Source organism: Orenia marismortui DSM 5156, from assembly GCF_000379025.1.
Taxonomy (GTDB): Bacteria; Bacillota; Halanaerobiia; order Halobacteroidales; family Halobacteroidaceae; genus Orenia; species Orenia marismortui.
The window spans coordinates 43,369-69,414 of the sequence record NZ_KB900618.1 but is presented as its reverse complement, the minus strand read 5'-3'; the positions used below and the strand labels follow the sequence as shown (position 1 = coordinate 69,414).

Annotated in this window: 25 protein-coding genes; 7 read left to right on the top strand and 18 right to left on the bottom strand. The window is 30.1% G+C overall.

Translation table 11 applies throughout. The features are described 5' to 3' along the window. From OREMA_RS17290 to OREMA_RS0106320, 3 genes are all read right to left on the bottom strand, one after another. Positions 1-281: hypothetical protein (locus tag OREMA_RS17290; protein ID WP_040657324.1), on the bottom strand; the 281-nt coding region annotated here is incomplete at its 3' end. Positions 282-592: 311 nt separating this feature from the next. After that, positions 593-1,957: a UDP-N-acetylmuramate--L-alanine ligase gene (gene murC / locus OREMA_RS0106325; protein ID WP_018248432.1), complete on the bottom strand. Its 1,365-nt coding sequence runs from the start codon at positions 1,955-1,957 to the stop codon at positions 593-595. A gap of 163 nt (positions 1,958-2,120) precedes the next feature. Continuing rightward, positions 2,121-3,764, bottom strand: a complete 1,644-nt coding sequence (locus OREMA_RS0106320; protein ID WP_018248431.1) for a hypothetical protein — start codon at positions 3,762-3,764, stop codon at positions 2,121-2,123. A gap of 589 nt (positions 3,765-4,353) precedes the next feature. Here OREMA_RS0106320 and OREMA_RS0106315 point away from each other — a divergent pair. Further along, entirely contained in the window at positions 4,354-4,923 is a 570-nt protein-coding gene (locus tag OREMA_RS0106315) for a metal-dependent hydrolase (RefSeq protein WP_018248430.1), read from the top strand. A gap of 193 nt (positions 4,924-5,116) precedes the next feature. Here the strand turns inward: OREMA_RS0106315 and OREMA_RS0106310 are convergent, their stop codons facing one another. From OREMA_RS0106310 to trpS, 5 genes are all read right to left on the bottom strand, one after another. Then, positions 5,117-5,398: a metal-sensitive transcriptional regulator gene (locus OREMA_RS0106310; protein ID WP_018248429.1), complete on the bottom strand. Its 282-nt coding sequence runs from the start codon at positions 5,396-5,398 to the stop codon at positions 5,117-5,119. A gap of 46 nt (positions 5,399-5,444) precedes the next feature. Further along, a complete protein-coding gene (locus OREMA_RS18635; protein ID WP_276324739.1) occupies positions 5,445-5,630 on the bottom strand; it encodes a C-GCAxxG-C-C family protein in 186 nt (61 codons plus the stop codon). Between the two features lie 168 nt (positions 5,631-5,798). Continuing rightward, positions 5,799-6,125 carry a thioredoxin gene (trxA, locus tag OREMA_RS0106300; RefSeq protein ID WP_018248427.1) on the bottom strand — a complete coding sequence of 109 codons (327 nt, stop codon included), beginning with the start codon at positions 6,123-6,125 and terminating at the stop codon, positions 5,799-5,801. Between the two features lie 102 nt (positions 6,126-6,227). Further along, positions 6,228-6,671 (bottom strand): DMT family transporter, encoded by a 444-nt coding sequence (locus OREMA_RS0106295; RefSeq protein ID WP_018248426.1) that lies wholly within the window; start codon positions 6,669-6,671, stop codon positions 6,228-6,230. Between the two features lie 173 nt (positions 6,672-6,844). Continuing rightward, positions 6,845-7,846, bottom strand: coding sequence for a tryptophan--tRNA ligase (gene trpS, locus OREMA_RS0106290; protein WP_018248425.1), 1,002 nt, complete (start codon positions 7,844-7,846; stop codon positions 6,845-6,847). 523 nt (positions 7,847-8,369) lie between these two features. Here trpS and OREMA_RS0106285 point away from each other — a divergent pair. After that, positions 8,370-8,825, top strand: coding sequence for a DMT family transporter (locus OREMA_RS0106285; RefSeq protein WP_018248424.1), 456 nt, complete (start codon positions 8,370-8,372; stop codon positions 8,823-8,825). A gap of 135 nt (positions 8,826-8,960) precedes the next feature. Here the strand turns inward: OREMA_RS0106285 and OREMA_RS17285 are convergent, their stop codons facing one another. Then, the gene (locus OREMA_RS17285; RefSeq protein WP_018248423.1) at positions 8,961-9,668 is read right to left on the bottom strand and encodes a leucine-rich repeat domain-containing protein; all 708 of its coding nucleotides are present in this window, start codon (positions 9,666-9,668) and stop codon (positions 8,961-8,963) included. Between the two features lie 433 nt (positions 9,669-10,101). Here OREMA_RS17285 and OREMA_RS0106275 point away from each other — a divergent pair, with 433 nt between their 5' ends. After that, a complete protein-coding gene (locus OREMA_RS0106275) occupies positions 10,102-11,343 on the top strand; it encodes an LL-diaminopimelate aminotransferase (RefSeq protein WP_018248422.1) in 1,242 nt (413 codons plus the stop codon). 222 nt (positions 11,344-11,565) lie between these two features. Here the strand turns inward: OREMA_RS0106275 and OREMA_RS0106270 are convergent, their stop codons facing one another. After that, the gene (locus OREMA_RS0106270; RefSeq protein WP_018248421.1) at positions 11,566-12,750 is read right to left on the bottom strand and encodes an aminotransferase-like domain-containing protein; all 1,185 of its coding nucleotides are present in this window, start codon (positions 12,748-12,750) and stop codon (positions 11,566-11,568) included. Positions 12,751-13,075: 325 nt separating this feature from the next. Next, positions 13,076-13,636, bottom strand: coding sequence for a helix-turn-helix domain-containing protein (locus OREMA_RS0106265; RefSeq protein ID WP_018248420.1), 561 nt, complete (start codon positions 13,634-13,636; stop codon positions 13,076-13,078). A gap of 92 nt (positions 13,637-13,728) precedes the next feature. Here OREMA_RS0106265 and OREMA_RS0106260 point away from each other — a divergent pair, with 92 nt between their 5' ends. Both OREMA_RS0106260 and OREMA_RS0106255 read left to right on the top strand, forming a co-directional pair. After that, the gene (locus tag OREMA_RS0106260) at positions 13,729-14,487 is read left to right on the top strand and encodes an AzlC family ABC transporter permease (RefSeq protein WP_018248419.1); all 759 of its coding nucleotides are present in this window, start codon (positions 13,729-13,731) and stop codon (positions 14,485-14,487) included. Further along, positions 14,480-14,782, top strand: a complete 303-nt coding sequence (locus tag OREMA_RS0106255; RefSeq protein ID WP_018248418.1) for an AzlD domain-containing protein — start codon at positions 14,480-14,482, stop codon at positions 14,780-14,782. Before OREMA_RS0106260 ends, OREMA_RS0106255 begins: the two co-directional genes overlap by 8 nt. A gap of 43 nt (positions 14,783-14,825) precedes the next feature. Here OREMA_RS0106255 and OREMA_RS0106250 read toward each other — a convergent pair whose 3' ends face one another. Continuing rightward, positions 14,826-16,070: a dicarboxylate/amino acid:cation symporter gene (locus tag OREMA_RS0106250; protein ID WP_018248417.1), complete on the bottom strand. Its 1,245-nt coding sequence runs from the start codon at positions 16,068-16,070 to the stop codon at positions 14,826-14,828. 154 nt (positions 16,071-16,224) lie between these two features. Continuing rightward, positions 16,225-17,409, bottom strand: coding sequence for an MFS transporter (locus OREMA_RS0106245; protein ID WP_169331531.1), 1,185 nt, complete (start codon positions 17,407-17,409; stop codon positions 16,225-16,227). A 324-nt stretch (positions 17,410-17,733) separates the two neighbouring features. Here OREMA_RS0106245 and OREMA_RS0106240 point away from each other — a divergent pair, with 324 nt between their 5' ends. Beyond that, positions 17,734-18,600, top strand: coding sequence for a zinc dependent phospholipase C family protein (locus tag OREMA_RS0106240; protein ID WP_018248415.1), 867 nt, complete (start codon positions 17,734-17,736; stop codon positions 18,598-18,600). Here the strand turns inward: OREMA_RS0106240 and OREMA_RS0106235 are convergent. From OREMA_RS0106235 to OREMA_RS0106225, 3 genes are all read right to left on the bottom strand, one after another. Beyond that, positions 18,593-19,855, bottom strand: coding sequence for an MFS transporter (locus OREMA_RS0106235; protein ID WP_018248414.1), 1,263 nt, complete (start codon positions 19,853-19,855; stop codon positions 18,593-18,595). The genes OREMA_RS0106240 and OREMA_RS0106235 overlap by 8 nt on opposite strands. Positions 19,856-20,184: 329 nt before the next feature. Further along, positions 20,185-21,261, bottom strand: coding sequence for a glycerol dehydrogenase (locus OREMA_RS0106230; protein ID WP_018248413.1), 1,077 nt, complete (start codon positions 21,259-21,261; stop codon positions 20,185-20,187). Between the two features lie 66 nt (positions 21,262-21,327). Continuing rightward, on the bottom strand, positions 21,328-22,554 hold the full coding sequence (locus OREMA_RS0106225) for a family 4 glycosyl hydrolase (protein WP_018248412.1): 1,227 nt from the start codon (positions 22,552-22,554) through the stop codon (positions 21,328-21,330). Between the two features lie 386 nt (positions 22,555-22,940). On the opposite strand from OREMA_RS0106225, the gene OREMA_RS17280 reads away from it, so the two are divergent. Continuing rightward, on the top strand, positions 22,941-23,804 hold the full coding sequence (locus OREMA_RS17280; protein ID WP_018248411.1) for a formate/nitrite transporter family protein: 864 nt from the start codon (positions 22,941-22,943) through the stop codon (positions 23,802-23,804). Between the two features lie 83 nt (positions 23,805-23,887). On the opposite strand, the gene OREMA_RS0106215 is transcribed toward OREMA_RS17280, so the two are convergent. Continuing rightward, positions 23,888-25,102 (bottom strand): EAL and HDOD domain-containing protein, encoded by a 1,215-nt coding sequence (locus OREMA_RS0106215; RefSeq protein WP_018248410.1) that lies wholly within the window; start codon positions 25,100-25,102, stop codon positions 23,888-23,890. A 367-nt stretch (positions 25,103-25,469) separates the two neighbouring features. Further along, on the bottom strand, positions 25,470-25,769 hold the full coding sequence (locus tag OREMA_RS0106210; protein WP_018248409.1) for a carbohydrate-binding protein: 300 nt from the start codon (positions 25,767-25,769) through the stop codon (positions 25,470-25,472). Positions 25,770-26,046: the final 277 nt, after the last annotated feature.

Here is a 26,046-nt window from a genome sequence, read left to right as displayed (position 1 = left end):
TCTTCTTCTATCTCTTCTTCTATCTCTTCTTCTATCTCTTCTTCTATCTCTTCTTCTATCTCTTCTTCTATCTCTTCTTCTATCTCTTCTTCTATCTCTTCAAACTCATCATTTAACCCATCTGCATATCCAACGCTAAACTCCTTTGCTACTACTTTGCCCTCTTCTGATTCCTTATTAGCTTTAACTTCTAAAGTCTTGGACTTCTTATAATATTCTTTTCTTTTCCACCATACAGCAGCTACAATCACACCTATTAAAATAATAATAGTTACTAACATAATTAAAGATTACTAGCTTAAGCTAGTAATCTCCCACCTCCTTTAAGAAAATTATTATCTATTAATATTTATAGAAATCAAAGGTGGATTATTACTATTAAGATGAGAAATTTACTATTTATTTCTATAAAGTTACTGATAAAAAAGAAAAATAGATGGTAGAAAATAGGTAGTGAATATTAGGAGGAACAAATTAACTAAGCTCTAACATCTATAACCTAACTTCCTAAAGCAATATATTAAATTAATATTCTTCTAAACATAAGTTGAAAAATTATAATTTTAAAAAAAGGTTAAAAGCGATATCGCTTTTAACCTTTAGAAACCCATTTTCGGGCAAAATCATCTATATTCCCTGCACCTAAGAATAAAAATATAGCATCGTTTTCTTTTCGATAATTATTAAGCCATTTTGTTAATTTATCAGTTTGATTATAATATTTTGTATCTCCCCTACTTATGCTCTGACTGAGCTTATTACCTAAGCTTTCTAATTCTTCTTCTGAAACCTTTTCTCTAACTTTATAAATCTTAAAAATAACCTTTTCATCTAATAACTTATCTAAAACATTTTCATAATTTTTAAATAGACTTTTAGTTCTTAAATATTGGTGTGGTTGAAAAATTAATACCTTCTTCTTATCTGTTTTAATCCTTTCAAAAATTTCTGCTACTGCATCCACTTCACTAGGATGGTGAGCATAATCACTAATTACAATCCTATCTTCTCGTTCATCTAAAATCTCAAATCTTCTTTTTACACCTTTCCATAAAGCTATAGCTCTTTTCATTTCTTCAAAAGAGATCCCACAATAATTAGCTACTGCAATAGCTTCTAAAGCATGTTTAATATTATAATCTCCCAAAGAATTAACCTTAAACTCTCCAACTTCTTCACCTTTATACCTTAAAGTGAAATATGATGATAATTCTTCTTCTCTAATATTAATAGCAGTAAAGTCAGCCTCTTGATCATCAATCTCTACCGTTATTATATCAAGATCCATTTTCCTAGGAGTTAAATTAAGTTGATCTATGACCTTTTGATTAGTAATTAAGCATTTAGTTAAATTATCTACATATTGATGATAAGTCTCCAATACTTCATCCATATCAGCATAAATATCTGGATGATCATACTCAATATTTGTAATTACACCTATGTCTGATGAATACTTTAAAAATGACTTTCCATATTCATCACCTTCTAATACAAAGTAATCTCCACGATTAGCTCGAAAATTACTATCAAAATTATTCAAAATACCACCAATAATAAAGCTAGGCTCTTTCTTCCCTAACTCTAATAAGTGGGCAATCATAGCTGAAGTAGTAGTCTTCCCATGAGTTCCAGTTGCCGAAATAACCTCTTTCTCCTCAGTAAGCCAAGCTAAAGCATCAGATCGACCTAATAATTCTAAATTATACTTTTTAGCAGCTAGAATCTCAACATTATGAGCTGGAATAGCATCTGAGAAGATAACCTTCTTCACTTCTGGAGAAACATTAGCTTCATTATGACCAATACTAATCTCTACCCCCTGATTTCTCAACTCTTCAATTAGATGATTATGATTTAAATCAGATCCTGTTACTGTATATCCTAGCTGAATTAAACATTGCGCAATAGCCGACATAGCTATTCCACCAATACCAATAATATGAGCCCTTTTCATAATAACCTCCTCTATCTAAATAGCAACCTTATATTATATATATTCTTATAATCTAAAGTATATAAATTTATAGCTTAATTTCCTAGATTAAAGCTATATTTTATTATTTATACTAACTAAATATTATTTTATCTTGGAAAAATAATATTTACAAGCTATCATACTATCTTTTATTAAAATCTCTTTGATAAATATAAATTCTACTTTTTTTATCCTCTACTTCCAAAACTATTATCTCTTCTCTATTATCATTATCTATATCACAAACTATTATATCCTTGATTTCTCCAGCAAAACTTTTAGTCTTCCACTTTGAAACATAATTATCTCCATCCCAAATAAAAGATATAATTCGAGTATTTTGGGCAGAATTACTGACTAATAATAATTCTTTACTCTCACCTACTATTGCCATAGGAAAATTATAATTTTGAGGGAAAGTATATTCCAAACTCCCAGATAGATCATACACTTTAATCCTATATGTCCCTTCTCCACCATAAGCTGTTAATACTACTTCTTTTTCTTTATCATGATCTATATCCCCTAATACTACTCGGTACCCCTCATTATTTTTCACTGTTAATTCAAAATCAGTCTTATATTTATTATCTTGCCAAATATTAAACTTCAATTTATTGCGGTAATCTCTAGTAATTAAATATTTCTTATTGTTTAGCTTAACTATAGCTTTGGGCCTGTTTCTACTAAATCCCTCTAAAAGTTTGTTTTCATATTTTTCACCATTCCACTCTAGATTAAACAACTGATTAAAACCTTCAAAAAAAATTTCATTTCTGCCATTATGACGAAGGTCTCCAATCACTAATTTATAATCATCATATTTTGTCCTTTGATAGTTATCTATTGTATTACCTTCTATTAAATTCTTTGTCTGATAAGTAAAAGATTTCAAAGAGTCTTTGCTATTTAAAATAATCTCAGCTTGACTATCATTATTTATATCTCCTACTGCTAAACTGCTACTTAACAAATCTAAAGCTTCACTCTGATGAATTAATCTTAGCTGATCTTTATTACTTTGATTTAAATAATATTTAATTAATCTATTATCTTTACTTATAGTAATTAACTCTTCTTTTACCATAGCTTTAGGATTCTTAGAATATAGTTGTATATAAATCAGAATACTATTAGACACTTCTGAAATATCAAAAGTCATTAAAAAATCAAGCTTTAATTTATCTATAATTAAATCAATGTCATCTTGATTTAACTCTTCTTTCAACTCTAAACCTTCTACCAATTTTTTCAATTCATCACTTTTACTTAATTTAATTTTTTGACCTGTTTTTAAATAACTTTCAAAATAATTTAATAACTTTTTAGATAATTTGGCAAACTTATCTGACTTATTCAGGTTAAGAATTGAAAGCTTTCTTAATTTATTAGCAATGACCTTATCTCCTACTTCAACCTGAAGTTTAGAAAAGCTATCGATATTCTCTCCTCTAGAATAATCTTTTCTAACCTGATCAATCCTTATTTCAGATACCTCCATCTCAATCTTTCCTAAAATATTTTGAGTGATTGGGTCTTTTAAAACCTCTCCCTCTTTTATTACAGTAAACTTATCACCTCGTTCTACTTTAGGGTATCCTAGATTAATATAGACTTTATTTTGCTCAATTTTAACTACATAACCTTTATATAATTTTATATCATCAAACAAGTTAGTAGCAGCATCGGCTAGCTTCTTATTTATTATATCATTATTATCTGCATAGACACCATTAGTAATTACTATAACTATCAATAAGCATAATATAATAACTATCTTTCTCATTATTTTCTCCTTTTTGATTTTTATTACTGTATATATCCTTAACAATATCCCTTTAAATTTGCTTTTTATTAATTATCACTTAAATAAACTTCTACAGCAAATATAAAATTCCTTTATATTACAATAATAGTGCTGGAGAAATTATATCCAGCACTATTATTGATCGTCTTCTTTTAATTTGAAATAACAGCATTTATCTGTCAAATAAACATGACACTTTAATTTAGAGCAATAAAATCTATCATATATAAAATAAATACAATCTTTGCAAGACAATAAATCTACCACTCCTTCACTTAAAACAATCAGAAATATAATCAAAATCACCTTTGGAATAACTTTCTTACTATAAACTAAATAAAGTTTCTACCATTATTATAGATCCTATAACTTGTAATAGTAGTTCATAATTAGCTGTTAATACTTTATTTCTATGCTAAATAGTATTCAATGTTTCAATGAAATAATTTCCTAATCTGAATTAAATTATACTTTTTATTTTCTTTTTTCTACAACTATTGATAAAATTAAACATAGAATATATAATAAAGTAGTAAATAAAATTGTTGAAGAAAGGTAGGAAAAATAAATGACTTACCATACACACTCACTGTTTGGCTTTGTATTTGCAGTAATTATAGTCAAATTACTAGCATTATTTGATATTAAAGATCTATCTTATCTAATTGAAGGCTCTATATTAAATGCTGATTTATGGAAGTTTTATACTGCAGCTATTATTGCTTCATTATTACCTGATATAGACCATGCCAATAGTAAAGCAGGTAAAACATTGTGGTTTATCAGCAAGCCTTTGAAATGGTTTGGTATCAAGCACCGCGGATTAACTCATAGTATCTTAGGCTTTATATTATTCGCCTTGCTTAGTAAAGAATTAATTAAATATAACTGGATCAATAGAATAATCTGGTATGGTCTATTAATAGGATACATCAGTCATATCCTATCTGATATGCTAAATGTTCATGGTATTCCACTATTTTATCCTAATGATAAAAAATTTAAATTTAATACTAATATTACTACTGGTAGTTGGGGAGAACATATTCTATTTGTAGTGATCTTTGCCACAGTAGTATTATTAATAGTTTCCGAACGAGGATATTTAAACTTTAATGGATTGCTTGACTTCCTATAAATATTAGGACAATTTTAGCTGCTGGCTATTGGCTACTAGCCCCTGGTTTAGAGCTTATAAAAATAATACTAATAGCTAGAGGCTAAAAGCTAGTAGCTAGTGGCCAAAATATTACAACATAATAGTTTCACCCTAAACTTGGATGACTAAAAATAAAAATCCCTTGGCCAGATTAATTATGACCAAGGGAGCTTTATTTTGTAAACTTTAAAAAGGATTTCAAAGCATCTTTGACAGAATCTTTTACTTCTTCTTTATTTTCAAGAGACTCAAAAATGCATTCACAAAGATTATTTTCAACTAAGGATAATCCAATTTTATTAACCGAAGATTTTATAGCAGAAATTTGAATTAATATATCAGAACAATCTTTATCTTCTTCGAGCATCCGTTCTATTCCACCAATATGCCCTTTAACCGTTCTTAAGCGGTTAATTAAATCTTTTTTTATCTTTTGATCTTCAATTTTAGCCATTAAACCACCTCTATCGAGAAATTCTTTAGGCAATTCCGTTTTAGTCTCATAAATAATTTGATCTATTCTTAAATTTTCTAATAAACTTTGCAACTAATTTAGGGGCTCTAGTAGATTGAGATAAATCAGAGCGACCATAGAAATAATTAATAACTAATACTAATCCAGTAACAGCACCACATAACTCTTCACTACCCATTCCCTTTTTAAATCCTGTTGCTAATTCTAAGATATCATCATCTCAATTCAATTTATATTCATCATTGATAGCTTGTAAAATGGCTTCAGAACAGCCATATCCTTGCTTATAATGCTTATTCTGCCTTATCCACTAACAAATTAATCACTTTTCAAAAATTATAGTTTTCAAAATAATAAAAGGTGGAAAAACCACCTTTTATTATCCAATATTATTTATTTTATTCTCCAAATCTTCTTTAGATGAGAATCCAACTTGTCTATCTACTGCTTCTCCATCCTTGAAAAATACTAGATTTGGAATACTAGCTACTTGATACTTTTGAGCTAAAGATGAATTATTATCAACATTTACCTTAGCAATTTTAACCTTATCTGAATATTCTGCCCCTAATTCTTCTAATACTGGAGCAATAGCTTGACAAGGTCCACACCATGGAGCCCAAAAATCAACTACTACCGGTAGATCAGAGTCTAAAACTTCTACTTCAAAATTATCTTCTGTTACTTCAACTGTATTTTGTCCCATTTAAAATCACCTCAATTATTTTTCCCTCCCCGTAGGGGGGTGTTTGTTGTTTTTAATTATATATAATTTTTCCAAGTCTGTCAAGCTATAATAATTTGAAATTTACTTTACATAAAGTAGTTTGACCCCAATTGCTAAAAATAATACCCCTACTAATTGTGTCCATTGAAAATGAATTTTTTCTAATCCAAATAACCCAAAATGATCTACCAAGATAGCAGTTAATACTTGTCCAGTAATTATAGCAGTAGTAGCATTTGCAACACCTAAATTTGGTATACTATATATTACACCATAAAGAATAATTACATTCAATATTCCTCCTAAATAAGTATACCAAGGTGCTTCAGATAATTGGGATAAATCCCCTTTTCCTAAAGAAAAAATAAATAACAATAATGATACTAACATAGTAGCTATAACATGAACCACAAAGGTTGCCTCTAAATCTCCTATCACCTTGCCTAATCCTGAGTTTAAAGAGCCTTGTATAGCCATCGCTAATCCCGATATTGCTGCAATAATGATAAATATAATGCCTTCCATTTATAGTCTCCTTTAATTGAAATTCTTAAGATTAGTGTGGTAAATTTTGAAGATTTTATTCTTATTTATTATTAGTATTTTTATAGTTATATTAATCCAAGTCTAAAGAAAAATAAATTTCTAGCAAAAATCCCCCTTATCAATATTGATAAGGGGGATTTTCACTCTTAGCTCTAATAATAATCTATTTGCATCGCTTTACGAACTTCATCAACGGTCTGAACTGCTTTCTGCCTTGCTTTTTCAGTACCTTTCTTTAAAATATTCATTACTTCTTCAGGATCTTTGGCATACTCTTCTCTACGTTCTCTAATAGGCTTTAAAAAATCTTGTAATACTTGGTTAAGGCGTTTCTTAACCTTAACATCTCCAAGCCCACCTTTACGATAATAAGTCTTTAATTTTTCAACTTCCTCTTTGTCTGAATCGAATAAATCAAGATATTCAAAAACAGGATTCCCTTCAACTTGACCTGGATCTTCAACTTTAATATGATTAGGATCAGTGAACATTCCCATTACTTTCTCTTTGATTACTTTATGGGAATCAGCTAAAGAAATCGCATTCCCTAACGATTTGCTCATCTTGTTCTTCCCGTCAGTTCCTACTAATCTTGCAGCTTTAGATACTAAAGCTTGAGGCTCTACTAGAACTGCTTCATAAATTCTATTAAATCTTCTTACAATCTCTACAGTCTGTTCTAGCAGTGGTAGTTGATCTTCACCAACAGGTACTAAATTCGCTTTAAAAGCAGTTATATCTGCTGCTTGACTAACAGGATAGGTTAAAAAGCCAGCTGGAATACTCTCTCCAAAAGCTTTCTGCTTTATCTCATTCTTAATTGTAGGATTTCTCCTTAAGCGATTTACCGTTACTAAATTTAAATAATACATATTAAGTTCAGCCAGCTCTGGCACTAACGATTGAATGAAAATAGTACTTATTTCTGGATCAATTCCTACAGCAAGATAATCTAGAGCTACTTCTAAAATATTTTCACGTACTTTTCTTGGATTATCTGCATTATCAGTTAGAGCTTGTGCATCAGCAATCATAACAAATTGATTGTAATCATCTTGTAATTTAACCCGATTTTCTAAAGAACCAACATAATGTCCTAAATGTAATTTTCCAGTTGGACGGTCACCAGTAAGAATAACTTTTTTATCTTCCATAATAAACTCTCCTTTAAATTTTAGTTGATTATTGGCATAATTTATTCTATTAGCTACTGGTTACCTCCATATCAATGAAGCAAATATTTCTTTATAACTATGCCCCACCTAATACCACTCCTCAAACAATATTTAACATTCATATTACCATATATAGCCTTAAAGTTAAAGTAATTTAATAATTTTATTGCTAATTATATAAGCTTTCACAGCTAGAACTTTAAAATTAAATCGAAATAGTTATTATATACTTTAATAAACATATTAACTATAAAGGTTTGATATCTATATCATCAGTAGAGAACAATTTAAAATTGATCATTGATATTAATTGGTGTGAAATTTGCTCGTTTATAATTCTTAACTTGTATAAATAAAAAGAATAAATTCAATCTAAACAAATATTATTACTGTTAGAATTTAATATTAGAGATATGATGGTATTCTTGATTATTTCATGATATCCTTATTAATACTTTATAACAATTATAGTTTTAAATTATATAAAAAGGAGAGATTTAACATGAAACTGATTTATTATCTATTACCTTTCATCGCAGGAGCTGGAATAACAATCCAAGTAGGCTTAAATTCAAAGTTAGGGAACTTTATCAATAGCCCCACTTTAGCTTCTCTTATTAGTTTTATCGTAGGAAGTTTAGGTTTAGGTACGACTTTTATTATAAATGTGGTTAGTAAAAATGATAGTCTAGCCTCTTTACAAAACTTAAAAGAATCTGATTGGTGGATGTGGATTGGAGGATTATTAGGAGCCTTTTATATATTTACAACAATATTTACATCTCAAAAAATTGGCTTTGCAAATATGTTCAGTTTAGTTATTGGAGGTCAAATTATACTAGCTATAATCTTTGATCACTTTGGAATAATGGGGGCTACAGTACATCCAATTAATTCCTTAAGAATTATAGGAACAATTTGTATAATAATTGGTGTATATATTATACAAACTAATTAATCGCTTTATAGAAAAGCATATACTAATTTATAAATTAGTATATGCTTTTTTCATTCTTTCTCAATTAGATCAAAATTTATCTCAGCTATTTTTCTAGCTCTTAGCTATAATTCTTTTAATAATATCAAATTTAACTTAATAAAGCACTTCAACTCCAGCAGCTTTAAGTTTTTTAATCACCTTCATATTAGAATTCCCTTTAGATAAATCAAAGGGATTATCTCTAAGATCCAATTTATTCAGATTAGTTAAATCTGATAATGGACTTATATCTTTTATCTTATTCTCCCTAATAAATACATAAGATAGACTCTTTAAATCAGCTAAAGCCTCTAGATTTTCTATTTGATTATTTGAAAGATCGAGGCAATCTAATTCTTTTAATTTTGCTAAAGGACTTATATCCTTAATTTGATTATCTAATATATATAAATGCTCCAATTTACTTAAATTAGCTAGAGGACTAATGTCTTCAATCTTAAGAATATAAAGATCTAATTCAGTTAAATTTGTCAAGTAAGCTAAAGGGGAAATATCTTCTATTAAATTATCCTGCAAGTTTAACTCTCTAAGACTCTTTAGAGTTCTTAATGGTGTTATATCACTTATTTTATTGTACCCAATACTCAACCGCTTTAAGTTAATTAATTTAGATAATGGACTTAAATCATCTATATCATTTCCTCCTAAGAACAATTCTACTAAATTATTCATCTCTGCTAAAGGAGTGATATTAAGTGAAAAATTATTATTAAGATTTATAACTTTTAAGTTCCTTAGCTTCTCTATCCCCTCTATGGAACCTACTCCTTTATATTGAGAATCTAACTCTTCTATCTTCAATAAATCATTTTTAGTTAAAGGGCCTTCAGTTCTAGGCTTATTGACTGTTTCACGAATAACCCCATAATTGAGATGATCCTCAACTTTTAAAAAGATTAATTCTTATTAGTTAATTTTTACTCTTCTCTCTCAGAATTTATTCTAATCTAAATAGTTGTTCCAGATAAGCAAGATCTATTATTTTCCACAGTTGAATCTTGTCTTATAATATTTTTTCTTTTTCTAAATACTTAAAGTTTTAATAAGGTTAAACTTAATTGATAAAATTAATCTGATTTTTTATTATTTATTTAATATTTATACTCACTGATCATTATTAATTAAGAATACTTTTCAATAAACAGTTGATTTACTTCCAAGAAATCTATATAATAGATAGTAAAGAAAAATACATACAATAATTATTTAGGTCATGAGAAGGGAGAATCAAGTTATGTCAGAAGAAAGTTACATACAAAGTTTATTCGCAGAGAGAATTGGAGGAAATAATTTCGGTAAAGACACTAAAATCTACAAATTCGAAAAGATTAAAAGAGCAAAAAGAGCTGCTAAGGCAGAAAATCCTGATATAGAGTTAATCGATATGGGAGTTGGTGAGCCAGATTGGATGGCTGATGATGAGGTTGTAGAAATTTTATATAAAGAAGCTCAAAAACCAGAGAATCGTTTTTATGCCGATAATGGTATTGCAGAATTTAAAGAAGCAGCTGCTAACTATATGGAAAATGTCTTTGGGGTAAATGGATTAGATCCTAAGACTGAGGTTAATCATTCTATTGGTTCTAAACCTGCTTTAGCAATGTTACCAAGTGCTTTTATTAATCCTGGTGATATTACTATTATGACAGCACCTGGTTATGGAGTTATGGGAACTCATACAGAATGGTTAGGTGGAGAAGTTGTTAAACTTCCCTTACTTAAAGAAAATAATTTCTTACCTGATTTAAGCACTTTGACTGCTGATCAAAAAGAAAGAGCTAAATTATTATACTTAAACTATCCTAACAATCCAACAGGAGCTAGTACTACTACAGAATTCTTTGAAGAGGTAATTGAGTTTGCTAAAGAGAATGATATTGTAGTAGTTCATGATGCTGCTTATGCAGGATTAGTATTTGATGATAATGAACCATTAAGCTTCTTATCTGTTCCAGGCGCTAAAGAAGTTGGTATTGAAATTCAATCATTATCCAAGTCCTTTAATATGACTGGTTGGAGAATGGCCTTTGTAGCAGGTAATCCTAAAGTTGTAAAAGCTTTTGCTACAGTTAAGGATAATAATGATTCTGGACAATTTAGAGCTATCCAAAAAGCTGCAGTTTATGCTCTAACTCACCCAGAAATCACAGAAAAAACAGCAGAAAAATACTCTCGACGCCATGAAATGTTAGCTCAAACTCTAAAAGAAATTGGCTTTGATGCTAAAAAGCCTAAAGGATCTTTCTACTTATATGTAGAAATACCTAAAGGAACAAAAGATGGTAAAGAATTTACTAATGCTGAAGAATTTTCCCAGTTTTTAATCAAGGAAAAATTGATCTCTACAGTACCTTGGGATGATGCAGGACACTTTGTTCGTTTCTCAGTTACTTTTGTAGCTGAAGATCAAGAAGAAGAGACACGAGTTCTAGAAGAGGTTAAAAGAAGATTATCTGATATAGATTTTGTATTTTAATAAATTAACCCCCGCAATTGCGGGGGTTTTTACTTTAAGGGCTTTTTAACCACGAATCCACGCGAATAGTAATTAGCTAGCGGCTATTGGCTAGTAGCAAATTTATTACGAAAGGTCTTTTTTAAAGACCTAGAGAATTAGCCAGTGATTGATTCCCCCTAAGAGTACTTCCTCGTGGGAAAGCACCCTTCAGGTTAAAAAATAACCCTTCGCGAACTTTAATTATCGATTAATTACTCTTTTAATGACCTTGGCCAAAGCCTTAATTCCTACTTCAATCTTAGCTTCATCCACATTTGAATAGTTTAATCTTAAACTATTCTTTCCTCCTCCATTAACATAAAAAGGACTACCTGGAACGAAAGCAACCTTCTCCTTAATTGCCATATCAAATAATTCTAAAGAAGATATTTTATCAGGCAAGCTAACCCATAGAAACATTCCACCTTCTGGCTCAGTAAAGCTTATTTCTGAAGGAAAATATTTCTTAATACTATTAAGCATCTTCCCTCTTTGACGTCCATAGACCTCTTTAATCCTACTTATATGTTGATCAATATCATTATCAATCAAATATTGGTAGATTACTCTTTGAGCAAAATAATTACTATGCAAATCTGAAGCCTGCTTTGCTACAATAACCTTATCGATCTTATCTTTATTCATACAAACCCATCCTAACCTAAACCCTGGAGCAACTATTTTAGAGAAAGATCCCAATAAAATAGTATTATCTCCAAGATGATTTTTCATTGAAGGTACATCTTCACCGATAAACCTCAATTCACCATAAGGGTCATCTTCTACAAAGATAGTATTACTTTCTTCTAAAAGCTGAGCCACTTCCTTTCTTCTCTCATTACTATAAGTTATACCAGAAGGGTTCTGAAAGTTTGGAACACCATAAAATAACTTACAATCATTTTCTATCACCGCATCCTTTAAAATTTCAATATCAATTCCATCTTCTAATAATGGGATTGAGAAAAATTCAGGCCCATAAAATGAAAATGACTGAATTGCTCCTAAATATCCTGGCTCTTCTATAATAACTCCATCACCTTCATTTAAAAAGGTCTTTGCTATTAAATCAAGACCCTGCTGTGATCCATTAGTAATTAATATCTCTTCAGGATCGATTTTAAGACCCTGTCTTTTAAAATATCTATCAGCAATATACTTTCTCAAAGGAAGATATCCTTCTGTAGTACTATACTGTAAAACATTACTCCCATCCTCTTCTAATACCTTAATAGTTGCCTTCTTAATCTCTTCTACTGGAAAGAAATCTGGATTTGGCAATCCACCAGCAAAGGAAATTATTTCGGGATCATCTACCACCTTTAATATCTCCCTAATAAAAGATTTTGGAATATCATTGATCCTATCTGCAAATAAATTTTTCATTATTATTGCCACCTTTATTTTAATTTTCTATACTCAATTATTCAATTATCTGTATTGACAGATTATCTTTAACAGTTAATAGTAATATATGGGGGTATATTAGAGCACTTTCTCACACCCATCCCATATCCCCTTCTCCTAAGATTAGGAGAGACCGCTCCTGTACGACGGGTTGATAAAACCAGAGGAGTTAGAGTGAGGTGTGAGGTGTGAGGTTTTGAACTTAATTATCAACCGTCAACTGAAAAAAATATCATAATATCTATCTTTAATCCAACTTTAGACTTAAATACCTATTTTACTATAAAATCGATCTTTATTCACCTTATCTAAATACAGGATAATACAAAATTGCATGAGCCTTAAGTAAAAAATCTGTATCATTTCTATAAACATGAGCTTTATCAGCAACAAAACGGATAGTATTTCCCTCATTAACTCTATAGGTATCTCCCTCTATTAATATCTCTAAAATCCCTCTAGAAACTATTAAATGCTCTTCTACCCCTGTAAAATGGGCTTCAGCCTCATAACTACATCCAGCTTCTATTTCTATAGCATGAATTTCAAATCGCTTTTTGTGATCAAAGGGAAAGATAGGATAAACCCTAAATTCTCCTCTTTCTTCTAGCAAAGGATTAATCTCTTCGGTAGAAATTACTGATACTTTAGAGTTATCTTCATCAATAAAGGTAGAAAATGATACATTTAATCCATTAGCAATCTTCCACAATGTCTTAACTGTTGGATTAGATTCACCTCTTTCAATCTGTCCTAACATTGATTTGCTAACACCTGTGAGTTCCTCTAATTTACTTAAAGTAAAACCTCTATTTTTTCTAATTTGATTAAGCTTTTTAGCAATATTAATATTTATATTATCCATAAATTCCTCCTTATCTAAATTCAAGGCTTGTGCGTTATAACATATTACTATATAATATATTATATTAGCAAAGAAAGGAAGTGTCAATATAGATGAAAAGAAATAACAATAATTTCTGCAATATAGAAGAAAGAACCATACAAAAAGAATCTAATCTGCTATCAGGAATTAAAACTGGAATCCCTATTGCTATCGGTTATGTTCCTATAGCAATCGCCTTTGGACTTTTAGCTAAGGCTAATGGTATTCCTAATCATATTAGTATTAGCATGTCATTAATGGTCTTCGCCGGAGCAAGTCAGTTTATAGCAGTTAATCTGCTAGCCCTTGGTACAGGTTATTGGGAGATTATTATGACTACCTTTATTGTCAATCTGAGACATTTTTTAATGAGTGCTGCCCTAACACCAAGTATTGATCAGAATATGACTAAAGATAAGTTAGCTATATTATCATTTGGAATAACTGATGAGACCTTTTCTATGCTTTCTTTGCAAGAAGAGAATAAATTAGAATTTCCTTTTGTATTAGGATTAAACCTGATTGCTTATTCTGCCTGGGTTGGAGGAACAGCTATTGGAGTATTTTTAGGATCAGGACTACCGCAAATAGTACAATCAAGCATGGGGATTGCTTTGTATGTAATGTTTATTGGCCTATTGATTCCCAATCTCAGAAAATCTCACCCTTTTTTAATTGTTTCAATTATAGCTATTATTATCAATTCAAGCTTGAATTGGATTTCAATCTTTAGTAGTTTATCTACTGGTTGGACCATTATTATCACAACAATTATGGCCTCAATAGCTGGTGCTATACTATTTCCAAAGGATGGTGAGAAGAATGAATAAACTATGGTTACTAATAATTGCAATGGCAATTGTAACTTACCTACCAAGAATGCTCCCTATTGTAATTTTACAGAATATAAATATGCCTCCTTTTTTGAAAAGAACTCTTGAATTCATACCTGTAGCTGCCTTAAGTGCTTTAATATTTCCTGGTATTTTATACTCTACTAATAGCATTAGCTCGGCTATTACAGGTGGACTGATCTCTCTTCTATTAGCATGGCTAAAAGTAGATCTATTAGTAGTTATCAGTGGAGGTATTGGAAGTGTGCTAGCAATAGAGTTATTACTATAAAAAAAAGTCCTTTTCATTTGAAAAGGACTTTTAACTATTCTCTTTAAGCACTAACAGTCTCTGCATTAGCAACATCTAAATCAATTTCTCCTTCAGAAGAGGCTACAATAACTGTAGCTGCACTATCTCCAGTTATGTTAGTTACCGTTCTAGCCATATCCAAAATACGGTCTATACCTGCTATTAAAGCAACACCTTCTAATGGTAAACCTACACTTTTTAAAGTTAAAGTAAGCATAATTAATCCAGCTGAAGGTACTCCAGCAGTACCAATAGATGCCAAAGTAGCTGTTAATACAACTGTGAATTGTTGAGCTATATTAAGGTCTATTCCATATACTTGTGCTACAAACAAAGCACAAACTCCTTGATAAAGTGCTGTTCCATCCATATTGATAGTAGCACCCAAAGGTAATACAAAACTACTAATCTTATCAGAGACACCTAAATTATCTCGACAGCACTTTGTAGTTACAGGTAGAGTTCCTGAACTACTACAAGTACTAAAAGCAAAGATCTGTGCACTAGCAATTCCTTTAAAGAATTTAACTAAACTCAATCTAGAAAAGAATTTAATTGCCCCTCCATAAGTTATCAGCCAATGAATTAAACATCCTAAATACACAGCAATAATGACCTTCAATAAAGGTAATAACACACTTAAGCCAAAAGAGCCAACTACTGAAGCAATTAATGCCAAAATACCAAAAGGTGCAAATTCCATTACAAGTGCTGTTAACTTATACATAATCTCGGCAAAAGAATCAAAGAAATTTAATACCGGTTCACCTTTCTTACCAATCAAAGAAATACTAACCCCGATAAATAATGCAAATACGATAATCTGTAACATATTTCCTTGCTGTAATGCTACAATTGGATTTTTAGGAACAATATTAATTAATGTCTGACTTAACGGAGGTGCTTCCTTAGCTTCCATACTTACATTTCCCACATCTAAACTTAAGCCCATTCCTGGTTGAATAACATTTCCCAATACCAACCCAATAATTACTGCAAAAGCAGTTGTACATAAATAAAAAGCAATGGTCTTACTACCGATTCTCCCTAAACTTTTTGGATCTCCTACACTAGCAGCTCCTACAATCAATGATGAAAAGACTAAAGGAATAATCACCATCCGAATAAGTCTAATAAATAATTGACCAATGGGTTCAATAACAACTGTCTTTGGTCCAAAAATAACCCCGACTATAATACCTAAGATCAAACCAATTAAAATTTTAGTGTGTAATTCTAAACCATTCCATTTTTTTATTATTGACATAATATCCCTCCCTAACTTTAAATTCTATAAATATTTCTAAACTTCCTTTAATAAAATCTCCTTCCTATTAAATTCATATTACAATAATTGGAATTTTATGATTTAACTAGCTAAAGACACGGATATAAAAATAAAAGGGCATATGCCCTTTTATTTAAGTACTATATTTTAATTTCTGACTCTCAACATTCAAAAAAGACTTAACAAATAAAACTGTTCCCCCCAGATAAATAAAGAAGGTTAAGAAATAAGTCAATGAATATCCATAATTACTAACTAACCAACCCGCTACTACCGAGCTACTACTTTTTGCAATACTCTTGCTTGTTCTCATTAAACTACTAGTTACAGTATGCTGAGATGTAGAAGTAATCTCCATAGCAAAATCAGAGGTTATAGGCAAGGAAATACTCATCAAAGCCCCTCTTAATAATAAAGCAACGCTAGCAATAGCAAAATTAGGAACTAAGACAATTGCCAGCAGAAAAGGCAAAGATGTAGCTTGTACAACACCAACTGATCTTACTTTGCCCAATTTTTTGATCAATAAAGGAGTAAGTAAAAGAGCAATTGCACGTATCATTTGGTATAAAAACATAATCACTCCTGCTTGTCCAGCAGAAGCACCTAACTTATTAACCAAAAAGATACTAAAGAAGGGAACTATTAGACCTCCTCCTGCCCCGATTAGAAATTGATATAAACTTAATTTCCCTATTATTTCCTCCTTCATTCCTGCTATAACCCCAAAACCTTTATCTTGACTATTAATTTTTATTGAATCTATTTCTTTAATATAGCTAATTGGTATTATAGACATAAGGGATAATATACCTAATGTCAGCAATATAAATTTATAAGATAATAATTTAGAGACTTCACCCACCATCAATACTTTTACAAAAAGGGCTGGCAAAAATCCAACTAATAAGCTCCCCACTATTTTAGCTGTGGTCATTGACAGAAAATTTACGCTAAATAACTCTTCTCTTTCTTGATCAGTACTATTATTAGATAAAAAAGGTCCAATCATTACAAATAAAATAGCAAAAGCACTACCATAAATAAAACTAGAGATCAAAATTACAAACTTATTAACAGTTAGTCCTTGGATAATCACAGATACTCCAGCTAAAAGAGCTGATACTAGCAATAACTTCTTTGCCCCAACTCTATCAATTAATATTCCGGCAGGAATAGCTAGTAATCCTGTGGCCAACATTCTAGTTCCTGCTACTAACCCAAAGAAATCTTCAGCAAACCCTAACTCTAAAATATATAATCCTAAAATTACCTGTATAGCGCCTAGACTGATAAAATTAAGTATAATATATCCCAAAAAACTCCTTCCATTACTAGAAAAATTACCAAATTCTTTTAAGTATCTTTTTAATTTTAGCATTCTTTTTAAATAATTCCCTCCAATAATAAATTGTTGACCATAATGATAACATATTAATAAGAAAAAGCAACTAACAAAAATCATATTATTCTATTGTTCTTAGCTAGAAATTACTTTCAAAAGCAACTATATAACTAAGATATAGAAATAATCAGTTTTTGGTGAATATAGTGGGCTAAGTAACTTTAAATATAATTTAAAAGGAAAATATATAGTTATCCAGAATCATAGTAAAGACAAACTTTAAAAGGAGAGAAGATTATGCCTGATTTCTGGAGCCATATTATTGGAGGAGAGTTAATCCTAAAGCAACTAGAAGATCATACTTTGAAAAGAATAATTCAAGATAATAAAAAAATATTTAATTTAGGTTGTCAAGGACCTGATCTATTCTTTTATAATGATTTCTGGCCTTGGATTAAAGAAAAGAGAGGCCCTGAAATTGCTACTAAACTTCATCAAAAAAATATTAAATCACTCTTTATTGAAAGTATTAATTACTTAAAAAACAATAGAACTCATAAGGATTTTTCCTTCTTGCTCAGCTATTTTGCTGGTTTCTTAGCTCATTATACTGTAGATAAGATGACCCATCCCTTTGTCTTTGCTAAACAGAAGAATTCTAAGCAACATAAGCTATTAGAGATAAACCTAGATACTTATTTGGTTAAAGATATCTGGAATAAAAAAGCTTATAATCTCTCCCCGACGTCAAGGATTAACTTAGGAAAAAACTTACCAGCTATACTTATCGATTATTATATCCATATCTTAGATAGAAGTCATAATCACAGTACAAAAAACAAAGTAATCAATGATTCTTACAGGGATTTAAAGAAAGTGCTAAACATCTTTTATAGTCCTTATAAGATCAAAAAAATAGCCTTCAAAAGCTTCAACCCTATTAGTCCAATTAACCTTAAAACTTTAAGCTATCCTACTAAGATAAACCATAATATCTTAACAGAAGAAGATTATTTACACTTTAAAGAATTATTATTAGCTGGAGTAGATGAAGGAATAAGATTAATAAAAATAACAAAAGACTACCTTCAAGATGAGTTGAATAACTCAGAATTAAAAGTAGCCTTTGAAGAAATAAATTTTGAAGGGGAGCTTATTAAATAGCTTCTCTTCTTCCTTGCTCTACATCTACTCTACTTAAGATCAGAATACCGATAATAAAAAAGAGAGCTATAGAGATAATTCCTAATCTATTAGAAGCAGTTAATTGTCCAACTAAAGCAAAGATAAAGGGACCAGTAATAGCAGCAAATTTACTAGAAACTCCAAAAAATCCATAGAACTCTGCTGCTTTATTCTCAGGAACCATACTCCCATATAAAGAACGACTTAATGCTTGTACTCCACCTTGTACTAACCCTACCATCCCAGCCAAGATCCAAAAATCTAAAGCAGTAGAAATAAAATATCCCTTAATAGTAATTAATAAATAAACAATTAAAGCTATCATTATTCCAAACTTAGCCCCAAATTTCTCACCTATCTTTCCAAAGATCAAAGCACAGGGGATACCAATTAACTGAGTTAATAATAAAGCAGCTATTAGACTTGTTTGAGCAATGCCAATTCCCCGCCCATAGATAGTAGCCATTCTAATTATTGTTCCTATACCATCATTATAAATCCAAAAAGCAATCAAAAACTTGAACAACTGTGGATATTTTCTAATATTTTTAAAAGTTCTAATTACTCTTATAAATCCTGCCTTAATACATTTACTAAACTTAATAGAAATATTATGCCCTCTATCTTCTTTAAGATTATTGAAGATAGGAATCGAAAATAAAAACCACCAAATTGCTACACTAATAAAAGTTAATCTAGTAGCTAATAAAGTATTGCTAATTCCAAATAAAGTTGGTTTAGAAATCATTAATAAGTTAATTGCTAATAATAATCCTCCTCCAAGATAACCTGCAGAGTAACCTAAAGATGAAACATAGTCAATCTTATTCTTTGAAGTAATCGTAGCTAAGAAGGAATCATAAAATACATTTCCACCTGAAAATCCTATACTTCCTAAAATAAAAAAGAAAGAAGCCCAAAGATAATCTCCCTCTTTAATTAAAAATAATAGAGCTGTCCCAAACATACCTAAGTAAGCAAAAAACCTTAGAAATTTCTTTTTAGAACTAGAATAATCTGCAATTGCCCCCAACAATGGAGAAAGAATAGCTATAAATAACATAGCAGCAGCTTGGGTATAACCCCAATAGGATATAGCCAAATTATTAGACAATCCTTTAGCTGCTATATCTTTATAAAATATAGGTAATACCACCGCCAAAATAGTAGTAGCAAAGGCTGAATTAGCAAAATCATATAAGACCCATGAATAGACCTCTTTCTTATTCTTCATATTCCCTCCCTTTATAATTATAGATAGATAAAGCGACAGTTTCGGAGTTAGGCGTTAGGAAATGGGAGGTAGGAAGACCTTACTATCCCCTATAACCTAACTCCTATCACCTAAAAATGTCTCTTTATACCCATTAAGTTTCACTTTAAGCTTGGATGACTGTATAACTATAATTCTTTAAAATTTTATTCTTATCCTCTATTTCCATATGTATTTTAACTTAATCTTAACAATTTAGATTGTTAATCTTATTTAAGCTAATTCTAGATCTCAATTATAACCCTCAAGTAAAAAGGGATTGGACCATTAAGTCCAACCCCTTTAAAACATTATCTTCCTAATCTATCTACTGCTAAAATTGCATCTTTAACCATTTCTGCTTCAACTTTAAAAGGCATATTATGAATTGTCTCACCTTCAGCACAACTAGCTTCTGCAACCTTAAAAATTTCATCTTCATCTAACTCTTCAATTCCTAAATCAGATAGGGTTGTCGGCAAACCTACTTCTTGACAGAATCTGATAACATCTTGAATTAATTCAGGATCTCTATCCTCTAAAACTAATTGCACTAAGGTAGAATAAGCCACCTTCTCACCATGAGTCTTAGCATGGGTCTCTTCTAATACTGTAAATCCATTATGAATAGCATGAGCAGCTGCCAATCCACCACTTTCAAATCCTAAACCACTTAATAGAGTATTTGCCTCAACAATCTTCTCTAAAGCTTCAGTTACCACTCCTGCTTCTACTGCTTTTTTAGCAGCTACTCCATATTTCATTAAAGTATTATAGCATAATTCAGCTAAATTTAATGCTGTTAAGGTCTGAGTACCACCTGGCATATTAGATGCTTTAGTTAAAGCACAGGCATCAGCTTCAAAATAGGTTGCTAAAGCATCGCCCATACCAGCGACTAAAAATCTAGCTGGCGCTTGAGCAACTATCTCTGTATCCACTAATACTAAATCTGGATTAGTAGGTAAGAATAGATATTCTTCAAAGACACCCTCTTCACTATAAATTACAGCTAAAGCACTACAAGGAGCATCAGTTGCAGCAATAGTTGGCACAATTCCAACTGGTAATTGAGAATAATAAGCTACTGCTTTAGCAGTATCCAAAGTCTTTCCTCCACCAATACCAATTATAACTTCAACCTCTTCTGACTGGGCTAACTCTTTCAATCTCTCAATCTCTTGCTTAGAACATTCCCCATTAAAATTCTCCAACAATAATTCCTTATTAGCTAATCCTTCTTTAACCTCTTCTTCAAATAGATCTAACACCACTGAATCACAGATTGCTAATACCTTATTACCAAGAGGATCCACATGCTCATTCAACTCTTTTAACACACCTTTTCCCTGAACATACTTCCCAGGAGAAATTAAAATCTTAGCCATTTTATCACTCCTTTTAATATTAAATTCTCTCTTTTATAATTGAATAAAAGATAAAATTTCCCTGCTTTATTTTAAATCATTATCCCAAATTTGATAAGCAAGATCATAATTATCTACTTGAGGATTAGAGACTAAAGCTTGAATAATATCATCTTTATTTTGGGTTATAGCAGCTTTAGTTGCTAAATTACGATAGTTAGCTTCTTGCTGCAAAATACTTTTAACATTAACTGGGACCTCTATTACTTCTAAAGCCCTAATAGAATTAGCATTAACAATAGTAGATACCTCTACTATTACTTCATCATCTATTCCAGGTATTAGTCCATTATTGGCTATATTCAAGATGAATTCTTCATTTTTATCATTATCGATTGCCGCAATCATAGGGACAATCATATCAGAATACCAAATAGCTCCTCTCTGATAAATCAATTCTGGGATAGATTCTGGATTATCTTCTAAAGATTTTGCAATTTCTTCACTAGTTTGGATTAATTCTTGGGCTCTAAGTTGATCTTTATTTTGTGCTTTTTCAACTTCTCTATTATGATGATAGTAATACTTTAAATAGGGTAATGGAATAATACCTAGACTTCTAATCCACTCTACATCAATACCTAATTCTAATTCTTCTATTTTATCTAGAACATCTTCAGTTCTATCCTCACCCCTAACATAAATTCCTGTATACCAACCTAAATGATTTAAACCAAAATAATTATATTTAATCTCATTTACTTCCACCTTTAAAAGCTTAGCAATCTTATTAAGAACTCCCATTGGTAAGTCACAAATACTAACTACATTAATATTAGTCTCTTCTTCAATTGCTTGTTGTACAATACTAGCTGGATTAGTTAAGTTCATTAATAGAGCCTCTGGACAGAATTTTTCCATTTCAGAAGCTAAGTCCAAAGCTACTGGAACAGTACGTAACGCATTAGCAAAACCACCAGGACCTACTGTCTCTTCTCCAATAATATCATATTTTAGTGGAAACTCTTCATCATTAGCTCTAGCCTTCATACCTCCTACTCTAATCTGATTAAGTACAATATCTGCTTCTATTAAGGCTTCTTTACGGTCTGTTGTATATGTAAGCTTAAAATCATAATCTGACTTATCAATTAAATTTTGACTTAATTTGGCTACCTTTTCTAACTTACTTTCAGTTCTACCATTTAGACAGATCTCATCAAAATCAATCTTCTCCTTATAATTAATGATTGCATCAAATAATAAAGGGGTGTATAAACCACTCCCACCAATTACCGTTAATTTGATTCCCATAATTATTACCTCCTAGATTTAAATATATATTTTCCTTAGATTATTATAAACTTAGCTTATCCCTTTATATCAAAATAAATTTATTAAGCATTTCTACTAGCTAATAAGATTCTAATCTGTACAATTATTCTTTTGTGAACATTGGTTCTTTTGCTAGTATTATACTATAGCTTATATCTTTTATCAAGCTTTAAAGCACTTATCTTAAGTTAAAACTTCTAAAAAATTTGTTCTATAAATAATTATCCCTTTTATAATTTATTAAGAAAGATAATCTAAATTTTCACACTATTCATTAAACTAATAAAATCGTTGAATTGTTATAATAAATGTGTTATGATTTTATTCGTGAATATTTTAACAAGTTTAATTTTAGGAGGAAAATAATGCATAAGAGATTTTTAAAACCAGAAGAAACTATAAGTTATACTATTGAAGCAGGAGTAAAAAAAACAAAACGTAATAATACTATCGTCCTATTATCAGCTATTATAGCTGGTATCTTCATTGCCATGGGAGCTTTATCAAGTAATACAGCAGCTTATACTATCACAAATCCTGGAATAGCAAAAGTAATAACTGGTGCTATTTTTCCAGTAGGACTGATGCTAATTCTAATTGTAGGAGCAGATTTATTTACAAGTAACTGCTTGTTGAGTATGAGTGTCTTAGAAAAAAGAATTACAGGACTTGAGATGATAAAAAATCTAGTTCTAGTTTATGGTGGTAACTTTATTGGAACTGTTCTTGTTGCCATTATGACAATTGCAGGGGGACAATTTGATGCTGGAAAAGGTGCTTTAGGAGCCTATCACATTCACTTAGCTTTACATAAGCTAGAAGCTGGCTTTGGAGAAGCTATTATTTTAGGAATCTTGTGTAATATTATTGTATGTGCTGCTGCACTTGCTGCATATAGTAGTAAAGATATTGTTAGTAAAGTATGGGCTTGCTTCTTTCCTATCTTTGCTTTTATTATAGCAGGCTTTCAACATAGTATTGCTAATATGTACTATATACCTGCAGGAATTATTGCAAGTAAGAACCCATTATATTTAAAAGCAGCTCAAATTAATACAACAGAATTACAGGAATTAACTTGGTCAAATTTCTTCTTACACAATCTATTACCTGTAACTATTGGTAATATAATTGGTGGAGGATTAATTATAGGCTTTGCTTATTGGTATATCTTTGCTAATAAATCAGCAGACAGTTCAATCACAAGTTCTGAAGATATGGCAGTATAGTAATAATAAGTTAACTATAGATAAATAACAAAGCTAAACAAAAAGAGAAGTGGAATTTAATTCCACTTCTCTTTTTGTTTAGCTTATGCCCCCTGCTTTAAGACCTCATTAGACCATTCAACTGCATTAATAAATAATTGAGAAAGATCTTCTTCCTTTAAATCAAATTTTTCTATCTGTTGGGAGACCTTATTCCATTCCCCTCTTTCATAATCTAAGACAATATCATATACATCTTTTAAAATTCCTTTACTACCAAGTAAAGCCCACTTAATTTTATTAGCTATTGGTAATTCATTGAGAATATCATCTAGTTTTCGGTTCATTAATACATCAATCATTGAAAACATGCCTACCATAAAAAACTGAGATTTATTATCTTCAAATCCTAATTTACAAGCTATTAGTTCAGCAAATTTGGCTCTAATTGTTGATATCTTCATAATTTCTTGAGGTTTACCTTTGGAAGCTTTCTTTAGTACTATTAGACTAATCCATTTCTTAAATTCATTAATTCCTAATAAAGCTAAAGCATTTTTAATAGAGGTTATCTCTTCTCTTAAATAGAATGCTGCTGAATTGATTAATTTTAATAACTTATATGATAAAGATAAATCTCTTTCTAAGATAGCTGAAATATTATCTAAATCAGGTTCATCTTGATTTAACTCTTCTAAAATCTCAAAATAATTTGTTGCATAAGTTGGCAAATCAGTCCCTGTCAAAACCACAGGTTTACTAAAGAAATAACCCTGAAAATAAGAATAACCCATTTCAACAGCCTCTTCAAATTCTTCTCTTGTCTCAACCTTTTCAGCTAATAATTTTATTCCTCTTCTCTGAGCTATTTTAACCAACCTTTTTCTCTCATCAACTGGACTAATTAAAAAATCAACCTTAATAATATCTGCTATCTCTAATAAAGGCAAATATTTAGGTGAAAATACAAAATCATCTAAGGCTATAGTATAACCTTCTTCTTTCATCTTCTTACAAACTTCTATTATCTTCTTATCAGGCTCTACATCTTCTAAGATTTCTATTACAATTGTATCTTTATCAAAAATAGTAGGTACTTCATCCTTTAATAAATTAGAAGTAAAATTTATAAAGGCTTTGCTACCATCAATTATAGCATCCATTCCCATTAGAAAAAAGCTATTAATAACTTCAGAAGTTGCTTGATCTCCATCTACACTTTTATAATAATTATCCAAGCTATTCCTATATAACAATTCATAAGCACATACATTCTGATCACAATCAAATATAGGTTGCCTAGCTACAAAGAAATTCATATTATCACTACCCATTATTTTTATAGTTTTTGAATTTATTTACTAACTATTTCTATAAAAAACTTTATATCCCTTCATAATCAATAATTTTCATAATAATTTTTGCACAAATATTATTTAAAATTAGCCCTTCTTAACTTTGCTTTAAGATCAATACTTATTAAGGTTAAATAATTCTTGACTATAATAAAATTTTATATAAATAGCTAATTTCTTTGTAACTTTAAAATTAAAAAAATTATAAATTTAGTAAGTAGTGTGAAAAATAGATATCTATTTACTCTTATTCAATCATAATATTTATTAGACAAATAAAAATCCTCCATTCTATGGAGGAGAAACTACAACTATAAAACTAAGCTATTCCTTAACTATGAACTATTGTATATGTCCAATTATCACCATAATTATTATCTAAATTATTAGCAGAATCTTTAAAGGATAAATTAAATTCCTCATATTCTTGGGGAATATCTACTTCAGTTGTCCAAATTCCTTGTTTTTCATACATTCTAATATCTCTTATATCCTTCATATCTTGATGATTCACCATCTCTGCATGTAAATAGATCTGATCTGCCCCATTTTGAGCAAGCATACCATCATATTCAATCTTAACCTTATCTCCCCCTTTGATTGGGAAAGGATCAACTTTTATATTTGTCATAATTAACTGCCTCCTTAATAATTATCTACTTATTAATTTATACTAACTTTTAACTTTTTATAACTTAACTTACTGCTGTAAATAATACCATATCAATCTAATCTTACAAACAAGTCTTCTTATATTTTAATTTATAATAATTTTTCAAGCTATATTTGACTAAATCTTAGTATTTAATTTTCAACTTCTAGCTTTTAATATTAGTGCTTGACAGCAAAGGTATAATCAATTATAATAAAACCAAGAAAACAACTAGGAATTTAAGTAATTGGAGGGG

Bases quoted from the DNA above. Each gene is read 5' to 3' on its own strand.
- murC (WP_018248432.1), bottom strand. From the start codon at position 1,957: ATGAAAAGGGCTCATATTATTGGTATTGGTGGAATAGCTATGTCGGCT.
- OREMA_RS0106320 (WP_018248431.1), bottom strand. From the start codon at position 3,764: ATGAGAAAGATAGTTATTATATTATGCTTATTGATAGTTATAGTAATT.
- OREMA_RS0106315 (WP_018248430.1), top strand. From the start codon at position 4,354: ATGACTTACCATACACACTCACTGTTTGGCTTTGTATTTGCAGTAATT.
- OREMA_RS0106310 (WP_018248429.1), bottom strand. From the start codon at position 5,398: ATGGCTAAAATTGAAGATCAAAAGATAAAAAAAGATTTAATTAACCGC.
- trxA (WP_018248427.1), bottom strand. From the start codon at position 6,125: ATGGGACAAAATACAGTTGAAGTAACAGAAGATAATTTTGAAGTAGAA.
- OREMA_RS0106295 (WP_018248426.1), bottom strand. From the start codon at position 6,671: ATGGAAGGCATTATATTTATCATTATTGCAGCAATATCGGGATTAGCG.
- trpS (WP_018248425.1), bottom strand. From the start codon at position 7,846: ATGGAAGATAAAAAAGTTATTCTTACTGGTGACCGTCCAACTGGAAAA.
- OREMA_RS0106285 (WP_018248424.1), top strand. From the start codon at position 8,370: ATGAAACTGATTTATTATCTATTACCTTTCATCGCAGGAGCTGGAATA.
- OREMA_RS0106275 (WP_018248422.1), top strand. From the start codon at position 10,102: ATGTCAGAAGAAAGTTACATACAAAGTTTATTCGCAGAGAGAATTGGA.
- OREMA_RS0106270 (WP_018248421.1), bottom strand. From the start codon at position 12,750: ATGAAAAATTTATTTGCAGATAGGATCAATGATATTCCAAAATCTTTT.
- OREMA_RS0106265 (WP_018248420.1), bottom strand. From the start codon at position 13,636: ATGGATAATATAAATATTAATATTGCTAAAAAGCTTAATCAAATTAGA.
- OREMA_RS0106260 (WP_018248419.1), top strand. From the start codon at position 13,729: ATGAAAAGAAATAACAATAATTTCTGCAATATAGAAGAAAGAACCATA.
- OREMA_RS0106255 (WP_018248418.1), top strand. From the start codon at position 14,480: ATGAATAAACTATGGTTACTAATAATTGCAATGGCAATTGTAACTTAC.
- OREMA_RS0106250 (WP_018248417.1), bottom strand. From the start codon at position 16,070: ATGTCAATAATAAAAAAATGGAATGGTTTAGAATTACACACTAAAATT.
- OREMA_RS0106240 (WP_018248415.1), top strand. From the start codon at position 17,734: ATGCCTGATTTCTGGAGCCATATTATTGGAGGAGAGTTAATCCTAAAG.
- OREMA_RS0106235 (WP_018248414.1), bottom strand. From the start codon at position 19,855: ATGAAGAATAAGAAAGAGGTCTATTCATGGGTCTTATATGATTTTGCT.
- OREMA_RS0106230 (WP_018248413.1), bottom strand. From the start codon at position 21,261: ATGGCTAAGATTTTAATTTCTCCTGGGAAGTATGTTCAGGGAAAAGGT.
- OREMA_RS0106225 (WP_018248412.1), bottom strand. From the start codon at position 22,554: ATGGGAATCAAATTAACGGTAATTGGTGGGAGTGGTTTATACACCCCT.
- OREMA_RS17280 (WP_018248411.1), top strand. From the start codon at position 22,941: ATGCATAAGAGATTTTTAAAACCAGAAGAAACTATAAGTTATACTATT.
- OREMA_RS0106215 (WP_018248410.1), bottom strand. From the start codon at position 25,102: ATGAATTTCTTTGTAGCTAGGCAACCTATATTTGATTGTGATCAGAAT.
- OREMA_RS0106210 (WP_018248409.1), bottom strand. From the start codon at position 25,769: ATGACAAATATAAAAGTTGATCCTTTCCCAATCAAAGGGGGAGATAAG.